This is a genomic window from Streptomyces sp. NPDC002742 (assembly GCF_042888885.1).
Classification (GTDB): Bacteria; Actinomycetota; Actinomycetes; order Streptomycetales; family Streptomycetaceae; genus Streptomyces.
The window spans coordinates 1-23841 of the sequence record NZ_JBIAQF010000048.1; the positions used below are offsets into that span (position 1 = coordinate 1).

Here is a 23841-nt window from a genome sequence, read left to right on the forward strand (position 1 = left end):
GGCGGATTTCTTGGTCGAAACCAGTCGACACAGAGGCCCTGTTGCCACGTCAAGGACTCCGACGGGCCCGTAACTTACCGGCGTTGGTGCTTGGCCGAGTAGTCCGCCCGGCCGTCACCGACGCGGTCGCACTCGGCGAGGGTCCCGTCCAGGAGGACGGAGGCAGGGTCTTCCTGGCGCAGGGTCTTCAGCAGGCCCGGAGCACGGTCGGCAAGCAGATCGACGACGGCGGTGGCGTAGGCGTGGGCGGTGCCCACGGATATCCCGAAGCCGTGCGCGATCCTCGCCAGGCTGTCGTGACGACGTAGGTACACGAGTGCGACCAGGGCGCGCTGGTGCGGCGGGAGTTTGCACCGTCGGTCACCCTCACGGGTGACGATGAGCATCGTGACCCACTCGACCAGGGCGTGAGGGAGGTCGAGTGCGGCAGGATAAGGAACCAACAGGGCTCCTGTGTCGGTGGGTTGAGACTTCGAACACCTCCCTCAACGGCACGGGAGCCCTGTGTGGTGCGGGCATCCGCCTCATGCCACCGCCGTCACCCGATCAGTGGCCACGCTGAAAACGCTCACTGACAACGAGGCAGCGAGGAGCGAAAGCTGCAGCTCAGCGGGTACTCTGCGGCATTGAGCCCGTCGTAGGGCGAATGCCGAGGCCGGTGCCCTCGCCGGTCAGTTGGGGCTTGTGCATGACGGACATCACGATGTCTGCGAGTCGTGCGGGTGGGAGCAGAGCCAACCTTGATCTACGTCTCGAACCTGCTGACCTCGTAAAACTGAGGCCGAGTTCCTCGTCGTGTCCTTCATGACCAGGAACAGCTTCTTGCCGGTGGACGTGACGTACTTGCCGTCCTTGACCACGATGTTCACGCCGCGCTCGATGTCGACGGTGTTCTCCACCAGCTCCTTGCAGCAGTTGGTGACGTAGCCGGAGCCGGTGGCCTGCGCCCGTTGCGGCGCCCAGGCATATCTGCGCGTCGTCCTTCTCGGCGGCGGAGAACTGGCTACGCCGACACCAACCTCGGGGTGGGTCTTCTCGGTGAAGTCCTCGAACTTCGCCAGGCTGAAGTCGGGCGTCGGCTTCAGGAACACGAGGTCGTCGTCCTTGTAGATGTCGCCCTTGTGGTTGCCGAGCGAGCTGTTCTCGACGTAGGGCTCCGGGTGCGGTCGGTGGTACCGAGGGTGGACGCGACGATCGAGCCGTCGGCGGAGCCTCGGCCGGGGCCGCCCGCGATGCTGCCATTTTTGGCCCACCGTTCTTGATGCGGTTCGTCAGCTCGGTGACCTGGTTGCAGATGGAGCGGCGCTCGGCCACCAGCGCGGATCTTGCGGTCGGCGTGCATGACGGTCGTATTGAAGGTGTGGAAGAACTCCTCTTGCGTCGACTCCTTGTCCTCCGTGAACTGGATGTCGTCGACCGGCAGGATGCCCATCTCCCGGTACTGCTTGTAGAAGGTGTCGCCCTTGCCGTCCCGGAGTGAGTTGATGACCTCGTTGGTGAACACCGCCTCGGAGCTCACGTAGCGCACGTGCGTGCCCAAGCCCGGGAACCGCATCTGGATGACGTCGATCTCGTACTCGTCGATGTGCTGGATGTCGAGGAGGCCGTCATGGGCCCCGGTGGCCGGACGCCAGGTGTACGGGGTGAGCGGCCGCGCGTCAGACACCTGCGAGGGGCGCCAGCCCGTGGCTGGCGCCCCTCAGCGCGTCCGAAACTGGCAAAGTTGCTGGACAGGTGGAGCTTTTCCGGAGTTCACGGATATGGACCGTTCCCCGCCCGTACCCCCGCACCGGTACGGCCGACAGCGACACGCGGGCGTTCGACTCGCTCGATGACTTCGAGGGGTGCTCGCGCCAGCGGCCGGCCTGGACGCCGTGGCCGCAACACCGCAGTCGAACTCTCCCGGCTCCATGACCAGGAGCCCCGGTGGCTGGGCCCTGCCCCCGGCTCTACGAACGGGGCCAGGCGGCCGGGACAGTCGACGGCAGCGGGATCTCGTCCAGCCGCAGCCACTGCTCACAGCCGGTCTGATCGGCCAGGCGGAACCTCACGTCGCCAGCCTCATCGGCCTCGTACGGGGCGTCTTGGACAGCCCGCAGCAAAGCCCGCAGCCTCGGGTGGGGGGCCTGCATCGCCCGGCCGCGTACGCCCTCGCCGCGCAGGGCAGCCAGGGTGAAGGAAGCGACGTTCACGCCGGTGCGGCGGTGACCGTCGGCGTGAGCCGCCGCCTCCGGGTGCTCCACGATGGAGGCCAGCGCGTCCGGCCCGGCGATGGTGTACGTGAGCACCAGGTCGCCGCGCTGGAGCATCACCTGTGCTCCCGGCTTCATCATCGAGCCGTCGCCGTGGGCCGACAGGGTCACCTTGCCGATCATCGGCCCGGCACCGATCTCACGGATCTCCTCGAACTGCTCCACGGTGGCGTCCACGAACCGCTCGGAGTCAGGCAGCACCAGCACGCAGTGCCCGTTCCATGAGGTCCCGGTCCAGCTCGGCGTGAGTGAGCCGTATCGGGTGCCGCCCCCGTCCTTGTACTGAACGGTCAGATCGACCGGCAGCAGCTCAGCCCGGACCCCGAGCTGGCCGTAGGCGTTGCGCAGCGTCATACACGCGTCCACGCACACGTTCGCCGGGACACGGCCGTCAGCGAGGGCCGCCCACAGGTGCGGCAGGACCAGTTCCACCAGCTGGTCCGGCTTCGCGTGCTGCAGCAGCATCGCCGTCTGGTCCAGGCTGCCGCGCAGCGGCAGCCCGCCACCGCCTGGCAGAACCGGAGCCGCTGCGCGCGGGCTCGGTACCGAGGGGTGGCGTGGGGCCCGTTTCTGGGGCGTCCGGTGCTTCCTGCCCGGCTTCTGCTTCGACATGGGCAGAGCGAAAGATCCCAACCTGCCCTGCGACAGGGCGCGTTCAGGCCGTCACCGGCGCCGGTCAGCCCTTCGAAGGCACGGCATCCGACGTCTTGGAGGGGCGGCCCCAGCCCTGGCTCCGGTCGATTGCGGTGAGCAGCACAGGCTCCCAGCCGACGGCCGCGAGCGCGGCGTCGTCGGCCAGGCCCGCCTCGGCGAGGACGGACAGCTGGACGGTGTGCTCGATGCCCTCCGCCCACGCGTCGCGCACGGCCTGGCGGACGGCGACGCGGGCCTGCAGTTCGGTGGTGGAGTCCTGTTCGCCAGCGCGGCGCAGCTCGGCGAGCGCGCGGCCACGGTCGGCGACGGCGTCCAGGATCGCGGCGGCCTTCTCGGCGTCGGGCGTCATCGGCGCGGCCGCGGTCTTGGGCGTGATGCCGCGGCAGCTGCTCCATGCGCGTGGGCAGCGGTTCCCAGGACGGCTGTCCGGCCAGCTCGTTGTTCGTGTCGGTGACCGTGCGGGTCCAGGCGCGGGCCAGGCCCCGGGGCATCAGGGGCGTTCCCTCGGGCACGTGCTGGCCGTCGTGGTGGTTGCCGCGCGGGGAGACCCACAGCGCGGTCGCGGTGCCGCCGGCCCGGGTCAGCAGTCGCTGGCGCTCGGGGAGCCAGCGCTTGAGCGCCGCGCGGGACAAGCCGGACAGGGCGAGCAGCTCGGTGCACGCCTCCGCCTCGCTCCAGCCCTGGGGTCGGTGCACCACGCGCAGCTTCTCCAGGAGCGGCGACAGGTTTTCGATCGAGAGTGCGCACATCTCGCCCGACCTGATGCCGGTGTCGGAGACGACCGCGCCGACGGCGAGGCATCCGCAGCGTGCCGGTGGTCTCGTCCGGGGAGTCGGCGAGTTCGGTGAGCTGGGTCCGCAGCAGCGCGCGGAGGGTCGGGCTGGGCGGCAGATTGGGACAGCTGCTACACGACCAGGTGGCGCGCCGGTACTGGATCAAGAGGAATTGCCGGCGCTGCCAGGCCGTGGCAGGCAGTACCTGCGTCAAGGATGCCCGGACGGGTACGGGGGCCGTGCCGGGGAGTACCCACGATGAGCGGCTCGAGCCCGTCCTGGGGGAGCGCAAGGCCAAGTTGGAGCGTCAGCCCCTGGCACCGGGGCGTATGACATCGCCGGCCCCGATTGCGCCGGGCCGGCCGGTGAGCGATGCGGCGTCGCCGAACGGCGGTGCGCATCGCTCACGAGTCGAACGCGCGCAGACCGGCCTGAAAAAGGTTGCGGCCGGAGCCCGGGCTGGCCGGTGCGAGCCGTCAGCCGCCGACGGGGCCGGTGTAGGTGCCCGGGCGCGTGGCGCCATCCTGGAGCAGGAGACTGCCACCGGGCCAGGTCAGGGTGGTCGAGGTGGTCTCGTTCGGTGGGGTGATGACGACCGAGGTGGCCTTGAACTCGGTGCCGCTGCCCTGGGTCCACGGAAGGAAGGTAATGGTGAACGTCGTGCTGCTGCCGGCGGTCAGGGTGACCTTCTTGGGCGTCACACTGCTGCGGGTCAGCGACCAACTGCCGTTGGAGGACTTCAGGTCGACCCCGGGGAAGCCCTGGAGGGTGCACGCGGAGGACGTCTTGTTCTTGAGCACCACGGCCAGCTGCTGCTGGTCGTCCGAGCTGCTGACCTTGCCGTCGCCGGAGCCGAACGAGAAGCCCAGCCCGGCGGTGTGGCAGCGGCCGGCACCGGCGCTGCTGGTGTCCGTACCGCCAGCGCCCGAACTGCTGCCCGTGTCCTTGGTGGCACCCGCGTTCTCGGCCGGGGCGCCGCTGGACGCGGTGGTCGCGGGCGAGGCGACGGGTGCGGACGACTGACTGTCCGAGGCGCTGCTGCTGCCGCTGTCGCTCCCGCAGGCGGTGAGTGTCAGGGCCAGCGCGGACGTGGCAGCGAATGCGGCGGCAGCGTGGAACAGTCGCATGATGATTCTTCCCTGTTGCTTGGACGGGCGCCGGTGGGCTCCGTGTTGATCATTATTGTGTGAGGGGAGTCTCGACAGCTCTGTAATAGAAATGTCCTGGCCTCGCAGCAGCTCTCCAAGAAGGCTTTCAGGGCACTCGTAGGCGGATCCGGATCCGCCGACATCTCGTCGTGTCCACGGCGTAGTTCGGCCCGCCCGGCACGCATGCTGCAACGTCGCGCGTGCCCCGGGGCCGGACACGCCTGAGGGGCCAGCACATTGTGCTGGCCCCTCAGGTTTCAGTAGCGGGGACAGGATTTGAACCTGCGACCTCTGGGTTATGAGCCCAGCGAGCTACCGAGCTGCTCCACCCCGCGTCGTATTGCTCCACCCTACGTCAACTGTCCCAACACCAAAACCATGATCGACAGCCTGTCGTGAGGGGCGTCGGCGAACGCGGCCGTGGCTGCACCGGATGACGGGTTCCGCCGCGAAGGCCAACCGCTTCGGCCGCGAGACGGCGTCGCCGCGAATCCGCGACCGCCCGGGCTCTTGCGCCGCGGCGGCCCCAGGCGGAGCGTGCCGCTCGGCACGCCGGCTGTTGCCACTGATCCTGCCCCGCTGCGTACGACGGTGTGAGCATGTCGGTCGTCTGTGAGGCCAATGGTGTGGATGGCACGATGAGGTGGGGCGAAAGGTGGGGTTTCGTGCGTGGTGACAGGCGGCAGATTCAGACGGCAGTTCTGGGCGGTGCGGACTCGGAGGAGCCGCTGATTCTGCCGTTGGAGGCGATCGAGCTGGATTCCTTCCGTCGCCGTCACGAGCACGACACGTTCTGGTGCGGGCTGCTTCTCGGCGGCTGCGGCCTTCAGCTGACCACCAAGCTGTACACCGACCGGGTCTGCCACTTCGCCCACCACCCGGGCCCCGACGGTCACCCTCACTTGTGCGGTCGCCGTGCCCGCGGCGTGAACAGCGCCGACCACCTGTACGTGAAGTCCGCGGCCGCCGCTTGGCTTCACGGCCGGGGTGAGGAAGCCCGCTTCGACTTCGCCCAGCCCGACGGAGCGCCGCTCGGCTCCGTGGCGGACATTCGGTTGCGCCGCGGCGGGCTGCGCGTGCATCTGGACCAGGCGGTGATGCCGGAGTGGGACGCGGACTGCGAGCCGGTGCTGGGCATGTCGGTGCACGTGGACCGGGACATGCTGATCCGCCGCTGGTACGTCCACCGCATCCGTCTGCGCCCACCGAGTGGTTCGGCCTGGACGAGTGTGAGATGACGGAGCGCGGGCTGTCGACGTCGGCAGTTGAACGGATCATCCGCGCCCGCAGCACGCCGCCTTCCTCACGGTGGCCAGCCGGCAAAACCAAGAAGTGCCGGACGCGATGACCTCGTGGCACCGCTCGGGCAAGGCACATGTGGAGCCCCGCACGCTGTCGGGGCGGGGCTCCACATGTGGTTCGCGCACGGGGGCGGGCTGATGCCCAAGGAGCAGGAGAAGCGGGAGCGGGTGCGCCTTCAGGCGGCGGGCGGCGGCCCGGTTCGCTCGAAGGGATCGGCGTTGATCGACAAGGGCCGCCGAGATCCTCAATGGACTCCCGGTCGCTCCTTGAGTGGATTCGATCACTATCGATCTTCGGAATGTGTATTTATGGCATTCAGGCATGGATCGGGTCAGGAGTGCGCATCATGCGGAAATGAGTCGACCCATCAAGCTGACGATGTTCAGCACGCTGTTTCTCGCCGGGTTGTGCGCCCTGCTGTTCGTGGTGTTCCTTCCGGGGCAGAGCCTGGACCGGGCGGAGAAGGTGTCCTCGGTGATCGGGGCCCTTGTCGCCATGGTCACGAGCGTGCTCGGGTTGATGCTCCGGCGGCCGACCCCGCCGCCGGAACCGGACACCGGCGTGATGCCGCCCTTGTCCGTCACGGGACTCGGGGGGGTTGCCGTCGGCGGAAATGTGGGCGGTGACGTGTCGACGGAGGTGTCTGGCATGGCGGCGTCCCCGTATGCGGCCAGTCCCGGGACGGACGCCGCCGCGGCGCCGGGATCCGCGTTGGTCAGGGGAAGTGTTACCGGGAACGTACGCATCAAGGTCGACGGGTGGGACCAAGGAGCGGCGTCATGACTTCCGTCCGGCACCGCTGGTTCTGGAGGGGCGCCCCCGAGATCAACGGGGACGTTCGTGACGTCAACACGACCATCAACCTGCGCTCCAGCCGTGCCCATGAGCAGGCCGAGCTAGCGGCGCTGGCGGTGGAAAGGTTCCGTGCGGAACTCACCGCCAACCTGCGCACGTACCTGAACGCGATCGACGATCCGGCGCCGATGACGGTCCGCTGGAACCTGGTTCGGGGGAGAGGTGTTGATCGGTGGGTCAACGTCGTCACGCCTTCCGGGGAGGCCGTGTCAGACCCCCGGGACGTCGCCGCCGAGCCTCCCGCCGCACTGGACGACCTCGTCGAGCCCTTACGGCTGTACGACGCGGTGCCGTCACAGCGGCTGCTGGTCGTCGGGTCGGCTGGCAGCGGCAAGAGTGTGTTCGCCGCCCGTTTGGCGCATGGGCTGCTGGGACGGATGGACGACGCCATTCCGGTCGTGGTGCCAGTCGGCAACTGGGACCCGAAACGGGACTCGTTGGGAGACTGGTTGGTCAGGTGGTTGCACGAGTCCTACGGCAAACTGGCCAAGCCCGCGCCTGCCGGCGGTGGCACCCTCGCCCAGTGGCTGATGGTGCAGGGCCGCCTCCTGCCCATTCTGGACGGGCTCGATGAGATGCACGAGGACTTCCAGGAGGAAGCGTTCGAGGAGCTGAACCGTGAGCCGGAGCGTCCCCTGGTCGTGGCCATGCGCGAGTCCGCGTTCGGGAAGGTCACCGCCGACGGGAGCGTGCTGCGGGCTGCAGCTGGCGTCAGGCTGCGTCCGCTCGATCCCACAGATGTGGCCGCGTACCTGGCCCGTGCACCGGTCGAGTGGGACACCGTCCTTCAGCGACTCTGCGACGATGACCCGTACACCGGGCACCTGCGCGGCGTCCTGACTAACCCGCTGATGGCCGCCCTGGCCCACCGCGCCTACGGACCCAAGGGGGGCAGGGACCCGGCGGAGTTACTGGAGGACGGCTGGCTGTCCGAGGCTCCCGCCGTCGAGGACCTCCTGCTGGACGGCTTCGTGCCCGCCAGCTACTCGACGCGCCCGCCCCGGAAGTTCCAGGGCGAGAAGCCTGTACGGTACCGCCCGGAACGGGCGGAGAAGTGGCTCGCCCGCCTGAGTGCGGACATGAACGCCCTGGCCAGCCGCGACCTCGCATGGTGGCGCCTGGCGGACACCGTCCCGCCTCACGTTCAGGTGTTGATCTTCGCCGCTATCATGATCATTTGGGGGGCTCTCTGTGGTGCGGTCAACGGCGCGTTCGTCCCGGCGGGACCGGTCAGCGCGGCCCTGTCCGGGGCCTTCATGGGCTCCCTGGCGAGCTCGATCTATCCTTACCTCGCCAGGGAGCGGCAGGGACTCGGCCGGTTCCGACTGCGCCCGAAACCCGTCGACCTGGAGCGTGCGGTGGCGAGCTGCGGCGCGTACGCACCGCTGGCAGCCATCCCAGGGCTTCTGATCGGCGGAGTCCATGCCGCTCTCGTCACCATCGCGGCCACCTTGGCCGTCATCTTCTTCGGCAGCGCCTTCTTCACGGCCAGCGATCAGCACGAGGCCAGAACCCCCGCCCACCTCCTGGCACGCAGCCGTACCATCGCGCTGACCTTATGGCTGGCGGCTTGCATCGCCGTCTACGCAGGCGGTTTCCTCCTCGGCCAGACGGGGCTGGGCCCGATCGCTGCGCTGCCCCTGACCCTCGCGGGCACAGCCTGGGGACGGTGGGTGCTGTTCACCCGGCTGTGGCTGCCGCTGCGCGGTCAGCTTCCCTGGCGGGTGAACACCTTCCTGGCCGACGCCGCCCGCCGTGGCGTCCTCCGCCAGGCCGGGGCGGTGTACCAGTTCCGGCACGCCCGGCTGCAGGACCGGCTGGGGCGCCCGCCCGCGGTTACTCAGGTTGAACTCGTGGAGTCCGACGATCCGGTCGCGCCGTAGTCCATGATCAGGCCAGTCGGTGGGTGGGCCTTGGCCCAAGGCCGGGTAGTTAGCGTTTTCGCAGGTCACGCAAGGGAGTTGAAGGATTCTCGACGTAGACCAACGGAGCTCGTTGGTACAGGCAGTCGACCAAGACAGCTTGTCCCGAAGGAGCTCCGTTGCCCCCTCATTGTGTCCTGCCGTCTGCACTGACGGCCATCACCCGAACGGTCACTGTGGCCGCGGGCCGGTTCGCTCCCGGGCATCTGGGGGAGCTGACTGCCGTCGTGCCGTTCGAACTCGTGGACGCGGTCCTTGCGGAGACCAGGACGGTGCAGCGGCGGCTGCGTGATCTGCCGTCGCGGGTCGGGGTCTACTTCCTGCTGGCGATGTGTCTGTTCCCCGAGGTCGGCTACCGCCTCGTCTGGGACAAGCTGACCGCTGGTCTGTCCGGGATGCCGGTGGTCTGTCCGTCGGCGAAGGCGTTGCGTGACCTGCGCCGGCGAATCGGCAGCGCGCCGGTGCGGGCGTTGTTCGAGGTGCTGGCCGGGTTGCTGGCCCGGCCGACGACGCCGGGTGTGCGTTTCGGTCCGTACCGGATGGTGTCGTTCGACGGCTGCAGTTCGCTGAGGGTTCCCGATTCCGAACGGAACCGGGCCTGGCTGGGCAGGACTTCGCATCATGGCTATCCGACGCTGGAGTTGATGACACTGGTCGAGACCGGCACCCGGGCCCTGGTCGGCGCGGTGTTCGGCCCCACCGCCGAGGGCGAGACAAGCTACGCCGGCTGGCTGCTGCACCTGCTGCGGCCGGACATGCTGGTGCTGTGGGACAAGGGATTCGACAGCAATGCCTTCCTCGCGTCGGTCACCGGCACCGGCGCCCAGGTCCTGGGCCGGCTCCGCAGCAACCGGCGCACGCCGGTCCTCACCCGTCTCGTCGACGGCTCCTACCTGTCGGTGATCGGCACCGTGAAAGTACGGGTCATCGACGCACAGATCGCCGTGACCTGCGCGGACGGCACGTCCTTCACCGGGTCCTACCGACTGGTCACGACCCTGACCGACGCCCGCCGTCACCCCGCCACCACGCTGGTGGGCCTCTATCACCAGCGGTGGGAACACGAATCCGCGTACTACGCGCTCCGCCACACAATCATGAACGGTCACAACCTCCGCTCGGGCGACCCGGCAGGCATCGAGCAGGAGATGTGGTCACTGCTCACGCTCTACCAGGCCCTACGCACCGTGATGGTCGACGCCGCCGAGTCCCTCCCCGGCACCGACCCGGACCGCTGCTGTTTCAGCATCACGCTCCACACCGCCCGCGACCAAGTGATCCAGGCCACCGGCATCATCCCCGCGGACACCGATCGGGACACTCTCCTCGGGACGATCGGCCGTCGGATCCTGACCGGCCTGCTCCCGACCCGCCGGCAACGGGTCAGCACCCGCAAGGTCAAGTCACCGATGTCCCGCTACAGCGTGCGCCACGCCGACGGCCGACCCGATACCAGCCGCACCATCACCCGCCTCGACGTCACCGTCATCGAACCCGTGGATCAGGCACCCAGCTCCCCGCCGTCTCCCGCGACGACCGGCACACCGCCCTTCCCGAGCGCCGCCGTCACCGGATCCTGGCCCTGCTCGAGAAGGACCCCAACTGCCTCTGGCGTCCCCGTGACATCGCCTCCCATTTCGGCGACATCACCATGGAGACCATGTATCGACAGCTTTCCAGATGGGCCGAAACCGGCCTCATCCACAAACTCGGCCCCGGCCTCTACGCCGCCACAGCATGGACCCCAACCCACCTTGCATGACCAGCCAAAACGCTAACTACCCGGCCTTGGGTCAGGGCCCGGTGTCGGGCAGTCAAAGCCCGTGTGCAGCACGTGGAAACGGCCTGCCGCGAGCAGGTAGGCCGTCACGTGCGTCGAGCGACGGGGCTTTCGCCCGGTCTCTCAGTCGGCGTCCCCGCACCACGCCCAGTGCCCGTCTTCCTTGACGACGGTGTACAGGATGTTTGAGCTTGTGGCCCCGTCCTTGTGTTCCGAGAGGTTGACTACGGCAGTCGTGCCGTTCTCCTTCACGCTGGCGATTTCGATGCTGAGGATCCTGTCTTCCCCGAATATTCCCGACAGTGCTTCGCTCGCCCTGTCTGCGTACTTCGAGCAGGTGGCATCAGCGAGGGCATCGGCGTCGTCGTCCATCCCGGCCTTGTAGAAGGCGTTGACGGCGTCCTTGGGGGTCTGGGGTCCGTCGTTGGAAGAGCCGCAGCCGCTGGTCAGCATTGCCGCTGCGGTGAGAGCGCCGACGGTGGCGATACGTCGCATGGTGGTGAGTCGCATGGGGAGAGGCCTTTGGTTCGCAGGGGTGTGCCGGGACATCAAAGAGATGTGTGCACAAGGTGAATATGATCTATAGAAAGTGTGGTGATCTTGTATCACCGCTGTTCGGGGCACGTCAATGCTGGGTGCACGCATCTCGCTGGCTGGGACGACGTCACCGACCATCCCCGTGCCAGAGCTGATCCGCGGGCAAGCCGAGGGCGCCGCATTGAGCCCCCGTCAGCACAGGGCGCAGCTATGCTTTCGATGACGCCGCTGGTTCTGGGCCGGGCCTCCAAGCACACGGAGGTTCCAGGCATGACCTGCCCCCTGATCGCCAACCTCGACACGGTGCGGCTGACGCGTCTCGACTCCTGCGGCCGTCCCGTCTGCGGCGCCGACAACGGCATCATGTTCGACTGCGCCGCGTCCCTGGAGAAGGTCGAGACCAAGGAGTCCAGCCGCCGCGGCCTGCTCACGCTCATCCCCTCCTCCGGCATCCCCGAGATGATCCGCACCGAGCAGGACACCACCATCCCCGGCCGGGCGATGATCGCGCGCGCCGAGTCCCTGGTGGGCCGCTGGGTGCTCGTCTACCGCACCAACGAGCCCAAGGCGGGCACCAAGTTCGACAACGTCCGCATGGTCGTGAGGCTCGTCGACCTGGGGGAGGGACCCCTGCCCAACGGCGTCGCCCGGCGACTGCTGATCGGCGACGCCGGGGGAGACCAGGCCCGCGCGAAGATGGCGTGGCACGAGGCGCGCCTGCCCCTGCAAGGGCAGATCCCCGTCGCCGACCTGGACCCGGTGCGCCGCAAGGTGCGCGGCGAACACGGGTGAGTACCCCGGGCCCTACGGGTATGTAGGGCCGCAAGGGGGGGATCCGTGACAGATGAGGACGAGGCTCCGCGCGCGCGAACCGTAAGCTCGGGCTGCAACAGCCCGACTCACACCGGGGGTGGGCACCAGTCCATCAGCTTTTTCGGCGCACTGATCGGGTCGGGTGCAGCGCTGGCCGCAGCGGTGAGGTACGGATTCGATGTGGCCAAGACCGCGCTGATTGAGCGCGGCAAGACTCGCCGGGAACAGCTTCGCCAGGATGGGCAGACCGATCGCGCGCGGATCGCGGCGGGTAGCGCCTCGCCTGCCCCCGGGGAGTTTGAGGCTCAAGGCGAGTCGCCAGAGGGCGACGCGGCTGCGCCGGGGAATGCCGCCTGATCTGAGCGCGGCGGGCACCTGTCCGGGCTTCCCCGGGCAGGTGTAACGCCTGGACGGCTCATCTCGTCTATGTGGTGACGGAGCGCGCCGGGCCTGCAATCTGCCTAGCGGAGGTCAGGGCGCCGGGTCCCGGCACGCACGTCCGCCATACGCACCGGCCGATGCTGCGTCCGCGCTCCGTGCGATCGACGGGGTCCAGAGACAGGCTCCTGTTCGTTCGGGGGAGTTATTGCAGGAAGCCGTCGATGGGCATCGCGTTGTATTCCGTCGCGCCCGTCGTGGTGATGCCGCCGGCTGAGCCGGGCAGCCGCAGACCGCTGGCGGCGCTCACGTAGAGGTCGGCCTTTTTGTCACCGTTCGTGTCGCGCAGTCGTACCAGGCCACCGAACTGGTCGTCGGCTGTCAGCGCACCGGGTACGCCGGGGGTGTTGCGGTCGAACCACTGCGAACCGGTACCGGACAGGCCGCTCGCCCGCCCCTTGAAGACGTGCACGCCGCCCGCGTAGTCCTGGCCGTCGATCTCCTCGCCCCGCACGCCGACCGCGAGATCGGCGTAGCCGTCACCGTTGACGTCGCCCGCCGAGATGGATGAGCCGAACTCGTCGTAGTTCTCCGGGGTTCCGGCGACGCCGCTGGTCGACTGGGTGAGGCGGGTGTTTCGGGACGGGCCGGCGGAGGAGCCGTACCAGACGCTGACGCGGCCCTTGTGCTTGGAGTAGAGGGATGTGCCGACGGCGATGTCGCCGTAGCCGTCCTTGTCGAAGTCGGCGATGACACCGTCGCCGCCGCGCTCGGAGCTGCCGCCGTTGCCGGACTCGGACTCCAGGCGGAGGCTGTTGGCCGGGGTGAGCGAGCTCGCGCCGCCCTTGATGAACCAGACATCGGACGCGATGTAGTCGGGGCTGACCACGTCACCGATGATCGCGAGGTCGGTCTTCGTGTCGCCGTTGACCTTGCCGGAGATCAGGGCCGTGGCGTAGAAGGACGTCGTCTTGTCGAGCTTGGTCACGGTGCCGGTGGTGCCGGAGCGCTTGATGGGGCCGCGGTAGACGTAGGTCATGGATCCGTTGATGACGGCTAGGTCCTGCTTGCCGTCTCCGTTGAAGTCGCCGGTCGCCAGATCCTTGCCCATGTAGTTGTTGCGGCCCGGGTTCTTGTTCGGGAGAGTCGTGCCCGTGGACAGGCCGGAGGCGGAGCCCCACAGAACCGTCACGGCGCCCTCGTCGGCGCCGTGGGAGCCGTTCTCGCCGACCGCCGCCACTGCGAGGTCGCCGTATCCATCGCCGTCGAAGTCCGCGGCGGCCCGCACCTCGCCGAACATGTCGTCGGCCTCGTCGGAGCCGGGCACGCCAGCGCTCGACTGGGTGATGCGCTGCTGTGCGGAGCCGGGCCCGGTGGCGGTCCCGAAGACCACGGTGACGCCGCCGCCCCCGTGGGCGCTGAAGCTCGCGTACGCGTAGTCGCGGTAGCCGTCTCCGTTGAAGTCGTCGCCGTACTTCGCGGGCGCGGCGCTCGCTGCTGCCGTGGGCAGGGCGAGGGGGATGAGGCCCGCTACGAGGAAAGTGGCGAGCGTGGTCGTTGTGCGGTTGGGCATGGGCGTTGGGGTTCCTTGTGAGTTGTGGAGGCGGTGGGTCAGTCGGCGATCTGGGCGCCGAAGCGGGATGCGTGGCCGGGGGTGGGTGGGGGCGTCACGTCGTTCACCGGAAGTTGCCCCGGGTGACGCGTGTGGTCCGCGAACAGGAGACCGACGATGGGGGCGAACAGTTGTACGTCGGCGCAGAGAAGCGAAGGTTCAAAGGCGGACCCTTAAGAAGTCATCTCATTTGGTGAGTCGGCGGTAGCAGATGAGGGTGCAGGCGATGGCGGCGAAGGCGAGGAAGTGTTCGGCTTTGCGTTCGTAGCGGCGGTGGAGTCTGCGGCAGCCGGCGAGCCAGGCCACGGACCGCTCCACGACCCGGCGGTGGCGGCCCAGGCGGGTGGAGGACTCAATGCCTCGCCGGGCCAGGCGGTGTGTGATGCCCCGGCTGCGGAGCCATTGTCGCAGGTGGCGGTAGTCGTAACCCTTGTCGCCGTGTAGCTTGCCGGGTTTGCGGCGGCGTGGACCGCGTCGCGATCGGATCGGCGGGATGCCCCGCACGAGCGGCTCCAGGCCCTGGCTGTCGTGCATGTTCGCCCCTGAAATGCCGACCGACAGGGGCAGGCCGGTGCGCTCGGTGATCAAGTGGATCTTCGACCCGTACTTGCCGCGATCCACAGGATTCGGACCCGTCGGATCCCCTTTTTCAGGGCCCGCATGTTCACCGAGTCGATCACACAGCGAGACCAGTCCAGTTCGCCGCGGGAACCGAGCTCGTCGAGGACCAGGCGATGGAGCTTCGCCCACACCCGAGCCTTGGACCACTCGGTGAAACGTCGGTGAGCCGTGGGTCCCGAAGGTCCGAACGAGGCGGAGGGCAGCTGCTGCCACGTACAGCCGGACGTGGCCACGAACACGATCGCAGCCAGTACTTCCCGATCACCGTGCCGACGCCGGCCACCTCCTGAGGCCGACTCGGCGCCTCCGGCACCACGCGCTGGCCCGGCTGAAGGAGGCCGGTCTCGTGCGCGAGCGCACCACGCAGCGCACCGACTCCACCCACGTCCTGGCCGCGGTACGTGACCTGACCCGGCTGGAACTGGTCACCGAGGCCGTCCGCGCTGTCCTGTAGGAAGTGGCCCGCACCGCTTCGCACCTGTTGATCGGGCTGGTCGACGAGGACTGGGGGCGCCGCTACGGCCGTCCGGTCCGGCTGGGCAAGAACCCCACCCGGCCCAAGACCAGGATCCTCGCCGCCGGCAACGACGCGTGCCGACTGCTGGAACACCTCCACCGGCACGGATCCGGCTACCGCCTCGGCCCGCGGGCCGAGGCCCTGCGGCAGATCGTCGTGCAGAACTACTACCGCGACGCGGCAGGCCGCCTGCGCTGGCGCACGCCTGATGACGGCGGGCTGCCGCCCTCCTCATCGGCGATCGTCTCCCCCTACGACACCACGGCGCGCTACGTCCGGTACGGGCACATCATCCGCTGGAAGGGGTTCGCCGCGCACGTCACCGAGACGTGTGCCTCCGACAGCACCAACGTGATCACGGACGTGGCCACCACGTCGGCCGCCACCAACGACGGCCAGGCCCTGCCCGGCATCCACACCCGCCTGGCGCGTCGCGGACTGCTGCCCGCCGAGCACCTGGTCGACGGCGGTTACACCTCCCTGGTCCACCTGGAGCGGGCCGAGCGCGAACACCAGATCACCGTCAGCGGGCCGCTACCGGGCAACCCCACCCGCCAGCACCGCAAGAACGAAGGCTTCGACCGGGACGACTTCCACATCGACTTCGACCGCCGGCAGGTCACCTGCCCCCAGGGTCAGGTCAGTGCGGGCTGGCACGGCCCCTACCCGACATCCTCGCCCACCGCCGCCCCGCTGATCGTGGCCCGGTTCACCAAGAGCCAGTGCCGACCCTGCCCGGCCCGCACCCGCTGCACCACCACCGCCGACAGCGCCCGGACCGTGGGCTTTCCCCCACGAGAACTCCGTGACCTGCAACTCCGCGTCCGCACCGAGCAGCAGACACCCGGCTGGAAGACCCGCTACGCGGTCCGCTCCGGAGTGGAGGGCACGGTCAACGAGTTCGCCCACGGACACGGCATGCGCCGCTGCCGCTACCGAGGACAGCCGAAAGCCCACCTGCAGCACGTACTCACGGCCATCGCCGTGAACATCGAACGACTCAGCGGCCGGTCACCGACCGAGGAACCCCCTTCGCCGAGACCGCCGACCGCCTTCCAGGCCTTCCTGGACCACAACGAGATCCCCCGGTCAAAGTCCTGGCGAACCCTCGGCAGCTGAGCCCGACCATCCAAGATCCCCGACAGAGTCAAGCTAGCCCGACCGATGAGAGGGGCCTTTGTGTGGCTCGGGCCCTGGGAGCGTGCCGCGCCGGCGGTCAGTTGCCGCTCTGTGCCGTCTCGTAGTGGCGCGTGCGGTCGGACCCGGTGCGCAGGATCCCGGCGGCCGCAGCGGTGGTCACACACAGCAGGGTCAGCAGGACGAACGCGTGGTTCAGGGCGACGAGGTGGGTCAGCCAGCCGATGACGGCGGGACCGGCGAGCATGCCGACGTAGCCGAGCCCGGCGACGCGGGAGACGTTGGCACCGGCGGTCGCGGGGTCGGTGTGCCCGGCCGCGCTGAACAGTTGCGGGACGGTGCCGGACAGGCCCAGGCCGAACAGCGCCCAGCCGGTGAACGCGGCCCACATCCACGGGCCGAGAGCCACGAGCGTGATGCCGACGGCGGCCATGGCCGCGCCGTGGCGCAGGATCGCCACGGAACCGAACCGGGCGACGAGGCGGTCGGCGACGAGCCGGCCGATGGTCATGGCCGCCGCGAAGGTGCCGTACGCGAAGGCGGCCGCGCCGGCGGACGCACCGAGGACGTCCTTCAGGTGCAGAGCGCTCCAGTCGTTGGCGGCGCCTTCGCACAGCATGACCATCAGCGCCAGGACGGCGAGGAGCCAGACGCGCCCACCGGCTCCGCGCCGGGTGACGGTCGGTGCCACCTCGGGCTCTTCCATGAAGCCGGTGTCGGCAACGGTGGGGGAGAGCGGCAGCAGGGCGCGCGCCGACGCCAGGGCGATCACGATGCCCACGGCTCCCATGACGGCCATGCTCGCGACCGGTTCCAGGCCGACGGTCGCGGCACCCGCCCCGACGAGCGAGGCGATGACGCCGCCGACAGAGAAGGTGGCGTGGAAACCTGACATGACGGGCCGGCCGTACGCCTTCTCCACGTGCACGGCGTGCGCGTTCATGCTCACGTCCAGACAGCCGTTGCAGAACCCGAAGACCAGCAGGGCTCCGGCCAGCGTCCACGGATCGTGGGCAAGACCGGGGAGAACCAGGGCCGCGCCGCACAGCACGCCGCCGGTGGGCACCACGATGCGCGCGCCGAAGCGATCGGTCAGCGGCCCCGCCATCTGCATCCCGGCGAAGGCCCCGAGCCCGAGCAGCACCAGCAGTCCGCCCAGCGTCGCGTGGCTGATGCCCACGCGCTCCTCGACGGCGGGAATCTGCACCACCCAGGCGCCCATCAGGGTGCCGCACAGGACGAAGTAGACATAGGTCGCCGCACGAGCGGCTCGAAGCGAACGTTCCATGCCGCGTACCGTAACGAACATATGATGTGTTTGAAAAGTGCGGTAATGAACATCTTGCATGTTTGTTTTCTGATGGTGTTCAATCCCGTCATGAGCAACGCAGACCGGCACGGACTGATCGCGAAGGCTGTGAGGGACTCCGGCGGCGCCACGGTCCAGGAACTCGCGGAGCTGACCAACGCCTCCGAGATGACCATCCGGCGTGACCTCGACACCCTGGCCGCGCAGGGAGTTCTCGAACGCGTCCGAGGTGGGGCGCGCAGCCTGCTGCTCAGGGGTGAGGAACCTCCGTTCGCGTTGCGCGCGCACGAGGCGATCGACGTCAAGCGCCGTATCGCCGCCGAAGTCTCCGCCCTCATCGCCGACGGTGAGAGCGTCCTGCTGGACAGCGGCACCACCTGTCTGGAGGTCGCCCGCCTCCTGCGCGAACGGCCCGTCACTGTGATGCCCTTGTCCCTGCAGGCCATCCACCTGCTCGGCGAGACACCCGGCCCGGCCACACTGGTGGTGCCCGGCGGACAGCCGCGCGCCGCCGAGGGAGCCCTCACCGGCCCCCTCACCCTCGCCTCCCTCGCGGCCCTGCGTTTCGACACCGCCGTCATCGGCTGTTGCGGACTGAGCGCGGCAGACGGCCTGACCGCCTACGATCTCGACGACGCCGCGGTGAAAAAGGCCGGCATCGCCTCCGCCCGCCGCACCATCGTCGCCACGGACGGCGGCAAGCTCGGCCGTACCGCCTTCGCCCACGTGGGTCCCTCCGCACTCCTGCAGACCCTCGTCACGGACACCACGGCGCCCCTCGACGAGGTGACTGCCCTCGAAGGCGCGGGCACCACCGTCAAAATCGCCTGATCTGGCGTCGGCCGACCGGTCGGATGTGGCTCTCGGCGAGGTTGCGCAGTTCGGCGCGCGTGAGTGCGGGGTCGGCAGCGATCTCGACGGCACGGCCCCTCGGGAGGTAGCGGACACCGTCGATCTCACAGATCAGCGGGCCCACGCCAGTGTCGTGCACCAGAGCGTCGCCGACCGGAGCAGGCCCGCCGACGGTACGGCGTTCACTTCCCCGGGATCGTGAGATTCGCTGGAGGAGTACCGGTGCCGCCACGTCCCCGCCGTCCGGGCGGAACAGGACCAGTACCAGTTCTCCGGGGTTCGGGCGCAGCCGGATATAGCGCATGGGCTGCCATGTGCCGTCCCTGGCCGCGGAACGGGCGGCACGCAGTACCGGGCCGCAGAGGGCGGACCGATCCACGATGAACCAGCCGAGCCGGGCGAGGGAGACAATGGCGACCGTTCCGAACACGAGGAAGCGCCGGTGCCCGAGGTGGAAGGGGTCGTCGAGGACGGCGGCGCAGGAGAGCAGCAGGAAGTACCAGGCGCCGCTGCCGAGGACGCTGTTCAGCACCCAGATGCGCGGCGAGACGGACGTACGGCCGAAGCCGCGGCGCGGCGAGGTCACCCGGGGACCCGGAGCATGGCGATCGCCGTGACGGGCCGCGGCGGCGAGGCCCGCGTAGTTCAGGTCGTCCTCGAGAGCGGGCCACGTGTCCTCGCTCTCCTCGTCCTCCTTGTCGCTCGCGGCCGCCTTCGGGCTGATCACGGGTCGGGCTTGGCGCGCCCTACGGACGCGCCGGGCGCAGGCCAACGGGCTGATTACCAGTGCACCGCCAAGGCCGAGCAGACCGGGGCCGCCACCAAGGACGGCGACCACTATCAACGAGGTCCGTGTATCCATGGCCTCACCCAGGAAGGGCCAGGGCAGCGCGATGATCGGGACGTGATCGCCGGGGTCGACGTCTGCCGTGTCGCAGTCCACAGTCGTATGTTGCGAACCGTCGTCCCAGCTGACGATGCAGCCGTCCTCGGCCCGGTTCAGACGGACGACCTCGGCGGAGGTGTGTTTCCCGAGCAGGGAAGTCCGCTGCTGCCAAGCCCACGAACAGCGACGCCACGAGCGCCAGCACCGCCCATAGCGGCGCGGTCGGCAACAGCGGCCGGCGGGCGGGTGCGAGGGTCGGGTGGGCCTGTTCGCTCAGCCAGGCACCGATCGTCCGCGCGTCGTGTGTGCCCAGGCCCAGCCGCAACACCTGGCCGTCGGGCGTCCGGTAGCGCAGGCCGACCTTCTCGAAGGCGACCTGACCCATGGTGGTGACCGTCGCGTCCAGGGCCTCGCCGCCGCGCGGCAGGGCAGTGGCACTGCCGGAGCGGTCGAGGAAGACGGGTCGGTCGAGGCGCGGGTCGGCCAGCAGTCGGCCCTTGCGGCCGTCGAGTCGGCAGCGGAAGTGAACGACCCGGCCCGCTGCCAGGCCGTGGCGCCTCCTTGCCGCCGCCCATCGAGCCAGCCCGGCCATGGCCAAGGGGGCCACCACGAGGGCCACAAAGCTGCCGATCATCGATTCTGTCGTCTCTTCGCTGTGTTTGATTGATGTGAGTGAACGAAGAGTACGAGCGCTGCCAGAGACTCTGGCCCCGGGGGTGACCCCGTGGTGCCTCGTCCGAGTTCATCGGATGACGCGAACCTCGCCCTTCCCGCGGAGACCGCCGCACCATGATGACCGCGAGGGCGGCCGACAGGATGTACGACGAGGTCCCTCGTACCCCTCGGATCGGGTGAACGGGTACTGGCAACAGCCACGGCACCACTGATCAGGGGCCCGCCAACCGGCCCTTCAGCGACTGTCAGACAGCTCCTGACCAGCGGAAACCTGAAGTCGCCGACGTCGAACGGTTGGTGCACCTATCGCCCGAGCCAGGCCTGAAAGCGCCTGTGCACTTCACCGCAATGACCATCGCCTGATGCGTGGACGTTGTCTGGGGTGAAAATGGAGCCGTAGGGGCCGGAGTTGAGCGCACAAGCTTCTCGGACAGGCTGCAGAGCGTAGTAGCCGAATGCGACCAGTGCCACGACCAGCAGGGTGGACAGCAGGTAGCGGCGGACTGTCGGGGAAGGCACGACGTGATCCTGCTGACGCTTCACAAACACCCGTTGGGCGGCGTGGTGACAGCGGTGCTTCCTCCAACCTCACCGGAGAGACTGTCAGATGCAATGGCGGCAGCATCGTGTACGGGAAATGCTTGTGTCCACTCCGACGGCATCGACCTCACCGATGCATCCGCCGCCACCGCCATCGGCCTGGGTCGCCGGGTCTGCGAACGCCTCGACCGCCCCCAGCGCGCCGTACCACCCCTCGGCCGGTCCCCTGCGAATCGACCAGAACACCAGCACGTTCATCCCGTACCCCGTACCCCGTGACCGATCGCACGAACTGACGGTACGACGGACTTGATAGCCTCATCAGGCCAGTTGAGCCTCATCCGAGGCCAGGGAATCCGGTGCGAATCCGGAACTGACGCGCAGCGGTGAGGGGAACGGGCGGGGCACGCGAGCCACTGGGAGACCGGGAAGGCGCCCCGTCCGGACGAACCCGAGTCCGAAGACCTGCTGGCACCTCCGCGCCCCGGCGCGGAGGACATCCACAGTCCAGGCTCCGCGTACGAGCCCTGACCCCGAGGTCTGCCCGTGCTCCCCACCCCCGCCCGTCACGCCAAACCCGCCGTGCCGGTCACCGTCTGCGGCGGCCCGAAGAACGACACCGAGGACGCGACGAAGTCCGCCGCTGCGGGCTACCGGGCGCCGTGCCGCGTCGTCGTCTGCCGGGACTGCTGCTGTGGAAGCCCGAAAGTCGCCGGAGTGGATCACGCCCAGCAGACGGCACGCCTGGCCGAGAGCGCACCGGTGCGCATCGCGGCTTGCCTCGGCGTGTGCGAACACGCCAACGTGATCGTCGTCCAGCCCTCCGCCGCCGCACGTGCCGCGGGCGCCCGCCCGGTCTGGCTCGGCCTCGTCAACGACCGCGATGCCACGGACGACATCGCCGCCTGGGCCAAAGCCGGCGGCCCCGGCGTCGCCCCCTGCCCCGACATCCTCGACCTCTACGTCTTCACCCCGCCCCGGAGGGCGCGATGAGCGCGAAAGCCGGCCTGGTTGACGCCTTTTCCCTGGTCCGTCATCAATGCTGGGGCGGCAGTGTTATTGCGCGCCTGGTGAACTGATGACGATCCGAATTGTTGCGGTGATGCACCACGATGTGACAACTCGTGATGTCGTCGATCCCTGACAGGGAAAGCCACGCAGCCGGTCACGCATCGTCCGGGAGTGGTTCGCCGGTCTCCAGGAGCGACTTCATGCTTGCCACCACGTTCGGCCAGCCCTGGCTGACCATCTCGGCCAGGCTCGATCCGGGCTCGAATCCGTCGTGTACGACGGTGAGCTTCACGACCTGCGCGGCGGTCTCCTCGATCGTGAAGGTGACCTTCGAGCAGGCCTCGCCGGACAGCTTGGCGAGCAACTCCTCGTCCCAGTCGAAGCGCTTGGCCAGCTCCGGGGTGATGGCGTGCCAGGTGTAGGAGAGCCGGCTGTAGGGCTCGGCCTCCAGCACGACCTGCTTCGGGTCGCTGATCTGCACGCCGTGGTTGTCCCAGGTCATCGGTGAGCCGACGGACCAGTCCGTGGCGAACTCCGTGGACCAGTAGCGGCGGGTGAAGGCGGGCTCGGTCAACGCCTGCCAGAGTTTTTGCGGGGTGGTGCGGATGTAGGTGGTGTAGACGAAGGTCGGCGCGTCCATCGCGGTCTCCTCCAGGGCGAGTTTCAGGTCCGCCAGGGCTTGGACCCTGGTCCGGTCGTAGCGGCTGATCCACCGGTGAGCGATCTCGTGCACGGGCGCTGCGTTGAGGTAGTGCAGCTTCTCCCGGCCCCGCCGCGCGGTGGTGACGAGCCCGGCCTCCTCCAGTACCGCGAGGTGCTTGCTGACGGACTGCCGGGCCATGTCGAGTCCTGTACACAACTCGCGCAGGGTCTGCCCGTTGTGTGCGTTGAGCGAGTCGAGCAGTGCGCGCCGCGTCGGATCGGCCAGTGCCTTGAACACCTCGTCCATGCCCGTCCCCGTACCCAGGCCACCGCCTGTCGATATGCAGCCTTCCAGCTGCCTTTAATTTAGGCAGCCAATAGGCTGCATGTCAAGGCCAGCCCCGCAGCCGGACGAGGGTCGCGGGGCCACCGTTCGGCGGTGCCGAGGCCGAACGAGTTCGCCTGGATACGTATGGACGAAGCACGCGGGAGGGCATCAGGACATCTGGTCCCTGGAGGAACGCGACATCGATGTCTCGGCGCCGCCGACCTGGCCCGATCGCCCGCGCCGTGAAGCGCGGTGAAGCGCGGTGAAGCGCGGTGAAGCGCGGTGAAGCGCGACTGAGGATGCTGCGGTACCGGCCGGAGGTGATCGACGGCTACCTGGCGGGCACTGGCTTGGTCCTCAACCCATAGTCAGCGTTGGGGATCTGGTCGAGGTGACCACATGGATGCGGCCGCTTTGCCTGTGTGTCGCACCTGGTCAGCGGTCAGGCGCCGCAGGTCCCAGATCAACTCGGCCACGCCGACCGCCGCCGGCTCCTGTGCGTGGGGCTCCTCGGAAGGCGGGCCGCCGGTCAGGGCGCCCAGGTCGCCAGCGGGAATGCCCAGCACGGTCCCGAAATCGGCCACGAGGTCGGGGGTCAGCTCCTTGCGACCGGCGCCCACCATTCCGTACGTGGACGCGGACCAGTACCGGCCGGTCAGGGAGTGGAAGACCCTGGCGATGCCCATCCAATGCAGGTTCCTGTATCTGAGCATCCGGACGAGCAGGGCCCCGGGCGGCCCAGGGGGCGGGACATCGACCCGCGGGAACGCCGGTGACTGCACGACCTTCCGCTGCGGCAACGACCGGACGAGGTGGCGCAACTCGCTCTTCTTCTCCGATGGGAGCTCTACGGCACGTCTCACGACCTGTGGTACCCACCTGCTGGCCTCTGCGTCCACGGGGGCAAGGTCGTCCGGAACCGTCGCCCCCGCGATCACGAATACGTCTGCGGCATGGAGACCGAGTGCGGGTCCGAGCTGTCGGAGCAGGGCTGGGCTCGGCGCGATGCCGGCGAAGACCCTTTGGAGCTCGGGTTCGGGGACTCCGGATTGCCGTGCCAGGGTGCCGATGTCCAGCTTCCTGTGATCCAGCAACCTTGCCAGGAGCACACCGAAGCCTGGATATCCCGTCATGCCGCCAGCGTAGAAGGGGGATCACTCACCTGTCCGCTGGTTCAGACGGCATCGGGCAGGGCGAACCCCGTCGCCAAGGCGTCGGCCGGACTGCCGACGCCGCGCGTGACCTCGCAAAAGGCCCCGCGATGGAGCTAGGGGCATGCCGGTCCGGGGATTCGGCG

Annotated in this window: 20 protein-coding genes, 1 tRNA gene, 4 pseudogenes and 1 riboswitch; of the genes and pseudogenes, 10 read left to right on the top strand and 15 right to left on the bottom strand. The window is 68.8% G+C overall.

All coding sequences use genetic code 11. The features are described 5' to 3' along the window. Positions 1-80 precede the first annotated feature (80 nt). From ACFYW8_RS42860 to ACFYW8_RS42890, 7 genes and pseudogenes are all read right to left on the bottom strand, one after another. Positions 81-443: pseudogene (locus ACFYW8_RS42860) on the bottom strand (transposase family protein); the annotation flags it as partial. A 255-nt stretch (positions 444-698) separates the two neighbouring features. Next, positions 699-1091 carry a hypothetical protein gene (locus ACFYW8_RS42865; protein ID WP_389092781.1) on the bottom strand — a complete coding sequence of 131 codons (393 nt, stop codon included), beginning with the start codon at positions 1089-1091 and terminating at the stop codon, positions 699-701. 200 nt (positions 1092-1291) lie between these two features. After that, a pseudogene (locus tag ACFYW8_RS42870) lies at positions 1292-1537 on the bottom strand (DnaA ATPase domain-containing protein); the annotation flags it as partial. Positions 1538-1949: 412 nt separating this feature from the next. After that, positions 1950-2864 carry a hypothetical protein gene (locus tag ACFYW8_RS42875; protein WP_389092785.1) on the bottom strand — a complete coding sequence of 305 codons (915 nt, stop codon included), beginning with the start codon at positions 2862-2864 and terminating at the stop codon, positions 1950-1952. A gap of 64 nt (positions 2865-2928) precedes the next feature. Next, complete coding sequence (locus tag ACFYW8_RS42880; protein ID WP_389092790.1) at positions 2929-3255, bottom strand: hypothetical protein; 327 nt, start codon at positions 3253-3255, stop codon at positions 2929-2931. A gap of 900 nt (positions 3256-4155) precedes the next feature. Then, positions 4156-4806, bottom strand: a complete 651-nt coding sequence (locus ACFYW8_RS42885) for a DUF4232 domain-containing protein (protein WP_389092794.1) — start codon at positions 4804-4806, stop codon at positions 4156-4158. Positions 4807-5088: 282 nt separating this feature from the next. Continuing rightward, positions 5089-5162 (bottom strand) — tRNA-Met (locus ACFYW8_RS42890). 330 nt (positions 5163-5492) lie between these two features. Here ACFYW8_RS42890 and ACFYW8_RS42895 point away from each other — a divergent pair. The 4 genes from ACFYW8_RS42895 to ACFYW8_RS42910 all read left to right on the top strand — a co-directional run bounded on the left by ACFYW8_RS42895 (position 5493) and on the right by ACFYW8_RS42910 (position 10684). Next, positions 5493-6065, top strand: coding sequence for a hypothetical protein (locus ACFYW8_RS42895; RefSeq protein ID WP_389092798.1), 573 nt, complete (start codon positions 5493-5495; stop codon positions 6063-6065). Between the two features lie 418 nt (positions 6066-6483). Then, positions 6484-6912, top strand: a complete 429-nt coding sequence (locus tag ACFYW8_RS42900; RefSeq protein WP_389092802.1) for a hypothetical protein — start codon at positions 6484-6486, stop codon at positions 6910-6912. After that, positions 6909-8867, top strand: a complete 1959-nt coding sequence (locus ACFYW8_RS42905; RefSeq protein WP_389092806.1) for an NACHT domain-containing protein — start codon at positions 6909-6911, stop codon at positions 8865-8867. The genes ACFYW8_RS42900 and ACFYW8_RS42905 overlap by 4 nt, the downstream gene beginning before the upstream one ends. A gap of 266 nt (positions 8868-9133) precedes the next feature. Beyond that, entirely contained in the window at positions 9134-10684 is a 1551-nt protein-coding gene (locus ACFYW8_RS42910; protein WP_389092811.1) for an IS4 family transposase, read from the top strand. A gap of 125 nt (positions 10685-10809) precedes the next feature. Here the strand turns inward: ACFYW8_RS42910 and ACFYW8_RS42915 are convergent, their stop codons facing one another. Then, positions 10810-11196: a hypothetical protein gene (locus tag ACFYW8_RS42915; protein WP_389092815.1), complete on the bottom strand. Its 387-nt coding sequence runs from the start codon at positions 11194-11196 to the stop codon at positions 10810-10812. 297 nt (positions 11197-11493) lie between these two features. On the opposite strand from ACFYW8_RS42915, the gene ACFYW8_RS42920 reads away from it, so the two are divergent. Together ACFYW8_RS42920 and ACFYW8_RS42925 are read left to right on the top strand one after the other, a co-directional pair. Further along, positions 11494-12015, top strand: a complete 522-nt coding sequence (locus ACFYW8_RS42920; protein ID WP_389092819.1) for a hypothetical protein — start codon at positions 11494-11496, stop codon at positions 12013-12015. Between the two features lie 45 nt (positions 12016-12060). Continuing rightward, entirely contained in the window at positions 12061-12393 is a 333-nt protein-coding gene (locus ACFYW8_RS42925; protein ID WP_389092823.1) for a hypothetical protein, read from the top strand. A 226-nt stretch (positions 12394-12619) separates the two neighbouring features. Here the strand turns inward: ACFYW8_RS42925 and ACFYW8_RS42930 are convergent, their stop codons facing one another. Together ACFYW8_RS42930 and ACFYW8_RS42935 are read right to left on the bottom strand one after the other, a co-directional pair. Then, positions 12620-13987, bottom strand: a complete 1368-nt coding sequence (locus ACFYW8_RS42930; protein ID WP_389092828.1) for an FG-GAP and VCBS repeat-containing protein — start codon at positions 13985-13987, stop codon at positions 12620-12622. 225 nt (positions 13988-14212) lie between these two features. After that, a pseudogene (locus ACFYW8_RS42935) lies at positions 14213-15014 on the bottom strand (IS5 family transposase). 90 nt (positions 15015-15104) lie between these two features. Between ACFYW8_RS42935 and ACFYW8_RS42940 the strand changes: the two are divergent. Continuing rightward, entirely contained in the window at positions 15105-16283 is a 1179-nt protein-coding gene (locus ACFYW8_RS42940; RefSeq protein ID WP_389092832.1) for a transposase, read from the top strand. A gap of 97 nt (positions 16284-16380) precedes the next feature. On the opposite strand, the gene ACFYW8_RS42945 is transcribed toward ACFYW8_RS42940, so the two are convergent. After that, positions 16381-17589 carry an MFS transporter gene (locus ACFYW8_RS42945; protein WP_389092836.1) on the bottom strand — a complete coding sequence of 403 codons (1209 nt, stop codon included), beginning with the start codon at positions 17587-17589 and terminating at the stop codon, positions 16381-16383. Positions 17590-17679: 90 nt separating this feature from the next. On the opposite strand from ACFYW8_RS42945, the gene ACFYW8_RS42950 reads away from it, so the two are divergent. Continuing rightward, positions 17680-18441: a DeoR/GlpR family DNA-binding transcription regulator gene (locus ACFYW8_RS42950; protein ID WP_389092841.1), complete on the top strand. Its 762-nt coding sequence runs from the start codon at positions 17680-17682 to the stop codon at positions 18439-18441. Here the strand turns inward: ACFYW8_RS42950 and ACFYW8_RS42955 are convergent. Together ACFYW8_RS42955 and ACFYW8_RS42960 are read right to left on the bottom strand one after the other, a co-directional pair. Beyond that, positions 18428-19189 carry a hypothetical protein gene (locus tag ACFYW8_RS42955; protein WP_389092847.1) on the bottom strand — a complete coding sequence of 254 codons (762 nt, stop codon included), beginning with the start codon at positions 19187-19189 and terminating at the stop codon, positions 18428-18430. The genes ACFYW8_RS42950 and ACFYW8_RS42955 overlap by 14 nt on opposite strands. Positions 19190-19328: 139 nt before the next feature. Then, positions 19329-19982 (bottom strand): hypothetical protein, encoded by a 654-nt coding sequence (locus ACFYW8_RS42960; RefSeq protein WP_389092851.1) that lies wholly within the window; start codon positions 19980-19982, stop codon positions 19329-19331. A gap of 686 nt (positions 19983-20668) precedes the next feature. Between ACFYW8_RS42960 and ACFYW8_RS42965 the strand changes: the two are divergent. Further along, a pseudogene (locus ACFYW8_RS42965) lies at positions 20669-20876 on the top strand (short-chain fatty acyl-CoA regulator family protein); the annotation flags it as partial. Beyond that, a riboswitch (cobalamin riboswitch) is annotated at positions 20874-21051 on the top strand. (Overlaps the previous pseudogene by 3 nt.) Before the next feature lie 229 nt (positions 21052-21280). After that, the gene (locus ACFYW8_RS42970) at positions 21281-21556 is read left to right on the top strand and encodes a (2Fe-2S) ferredoxin domain-containing protein (RefSeq protein WP_389092909.1); all 276 of its coding nucleotides are present in this window, start codon (positions 21281-21283) and stop codon (positions 21554-21556) included. 172 nt (positions 21557-21728) lie between these two features. Here the strand turns inward: ACFYW8_RS42970 and ACFYW8_RS42975 are convergent, their stop codons facing one another. Together ACFYW8_RS42975 and ACFYW8_RS42980 are read right to left on the bottom strand one after the other, a co-directional pair. Further along, positions 21729-22523, bottom strand: a complete 795-nt coding sequence (locus tag ACFYW8_RS42975) for an ArsR/SmtB family transcription factor (RefSeq protein ID WP_389092855.1) — start codon at positions 22521-22523, stop codon at positions 21729-21731. 389 nt (positions 22524-22912) lie between these two features. After that, on the bottom strand, positions 22913-23677 hold the full coding sequence (locus ACFYW8_RS42980) for a hypothetical protein (protein ID WP_389092859.1): 765 nt from the start codon (positions 23675-23677) through the stop codon (positions 22913-22915). Positions 23678-23841 lie beyond the last annotated feature (164 nt).

Coding starts and splice junctions, on each gene's coding strand:
- ACFYW8_RS42960 (WP_389092851.1), bottom strand. CDS start 19,982: ATGATCGGCAGCTTTGTGGCCCTCGTGGTGGCCCCCTTGGCCATGGCC.
- ACFYW8_RS42880 (WP_389092790.1), bottom strand. CDS start 3,255: ATGACGCCCGACGCCGAGAAGGCCGCCGCGATCCTGGACGCCGTCGCC.
- ACFYW8_RS42975 (WP_389092855.1), bottom strand. CDS start 22,523: ATGGACGAGGTGTTCAAGGCACTGGCCGATCCGACGCGGCGCGCACTG.
- ACFYW8_RS42950 (WP_389092841.1), top strand. CDS start 17,680: ATGAGCAACGCAGACCGGCACGGACTGATCGCGAAGGCTGTGAGGGAC.
- ACFYW8_RS42930 (WP_389092828.1), bottom strand. CDS start 13,987: ATGCCCAACCGCACAACGACCACGCTCGCCACTTTCCTCGTAGCGGGC.
- ACFYW8_RS42945 (WP_389092836.1), bottom strand. CDS start 17,589: ATGGAACGTTCGCTTCGAGCCGCTCGTGCGGCGACCTATGTCTACTTC.
- ACFYW8_RS42905 (WP_389092806.1), top strand. CDS start 6,909: ATGACTTCCGTCCGGCACCGCTGGTTCTGGAGGGGCGCCCCCGAGATC.
- ACFYW8_RS42915 (WP_389092815.1), bottom strand. CDS start 11,196: ATGCGACTCACCACCATGCGACGTATCGCCACCGTCGGCGCTCTCACC.
- ACFYW8_RS42980 (WP_389092859.1), bottom strand. CDS start 23,677: ATGACGGGATATCCAGGCTTCGGTGTGCTCCTGGCAAGGTTGCTGGAT.
- ACFYW8_RS42885 (WP_389092794.1), bottom strand. CDS start 4,806: ATGCGACTGTTCCACGCTGCCGCCGCATTCGCTGCCACGTCCGCGCTG.
- ACFYW8_RS42875 (WP_389092785.1), bottom strand. CDS start 2,864: ATGTCGAAGCAGAAGCCGGGCAGGAAGCACCGGACGCCCCAGAAACGG.
- ACFYW8_RS42920 (WP_389092819.1), top strand. CDS start 11,494: ATGACCTGCCCCCTGATCGCCAACCTCGACACGGTGCGGCTGACGCGT.
- ACFYW8_RS42900 (WP_389092802.1), top strand. CDS start 6,484: ATGAGTCGACCCATCAAGCTGACGATGTTCAGCACGCTGTTTCTCGCC.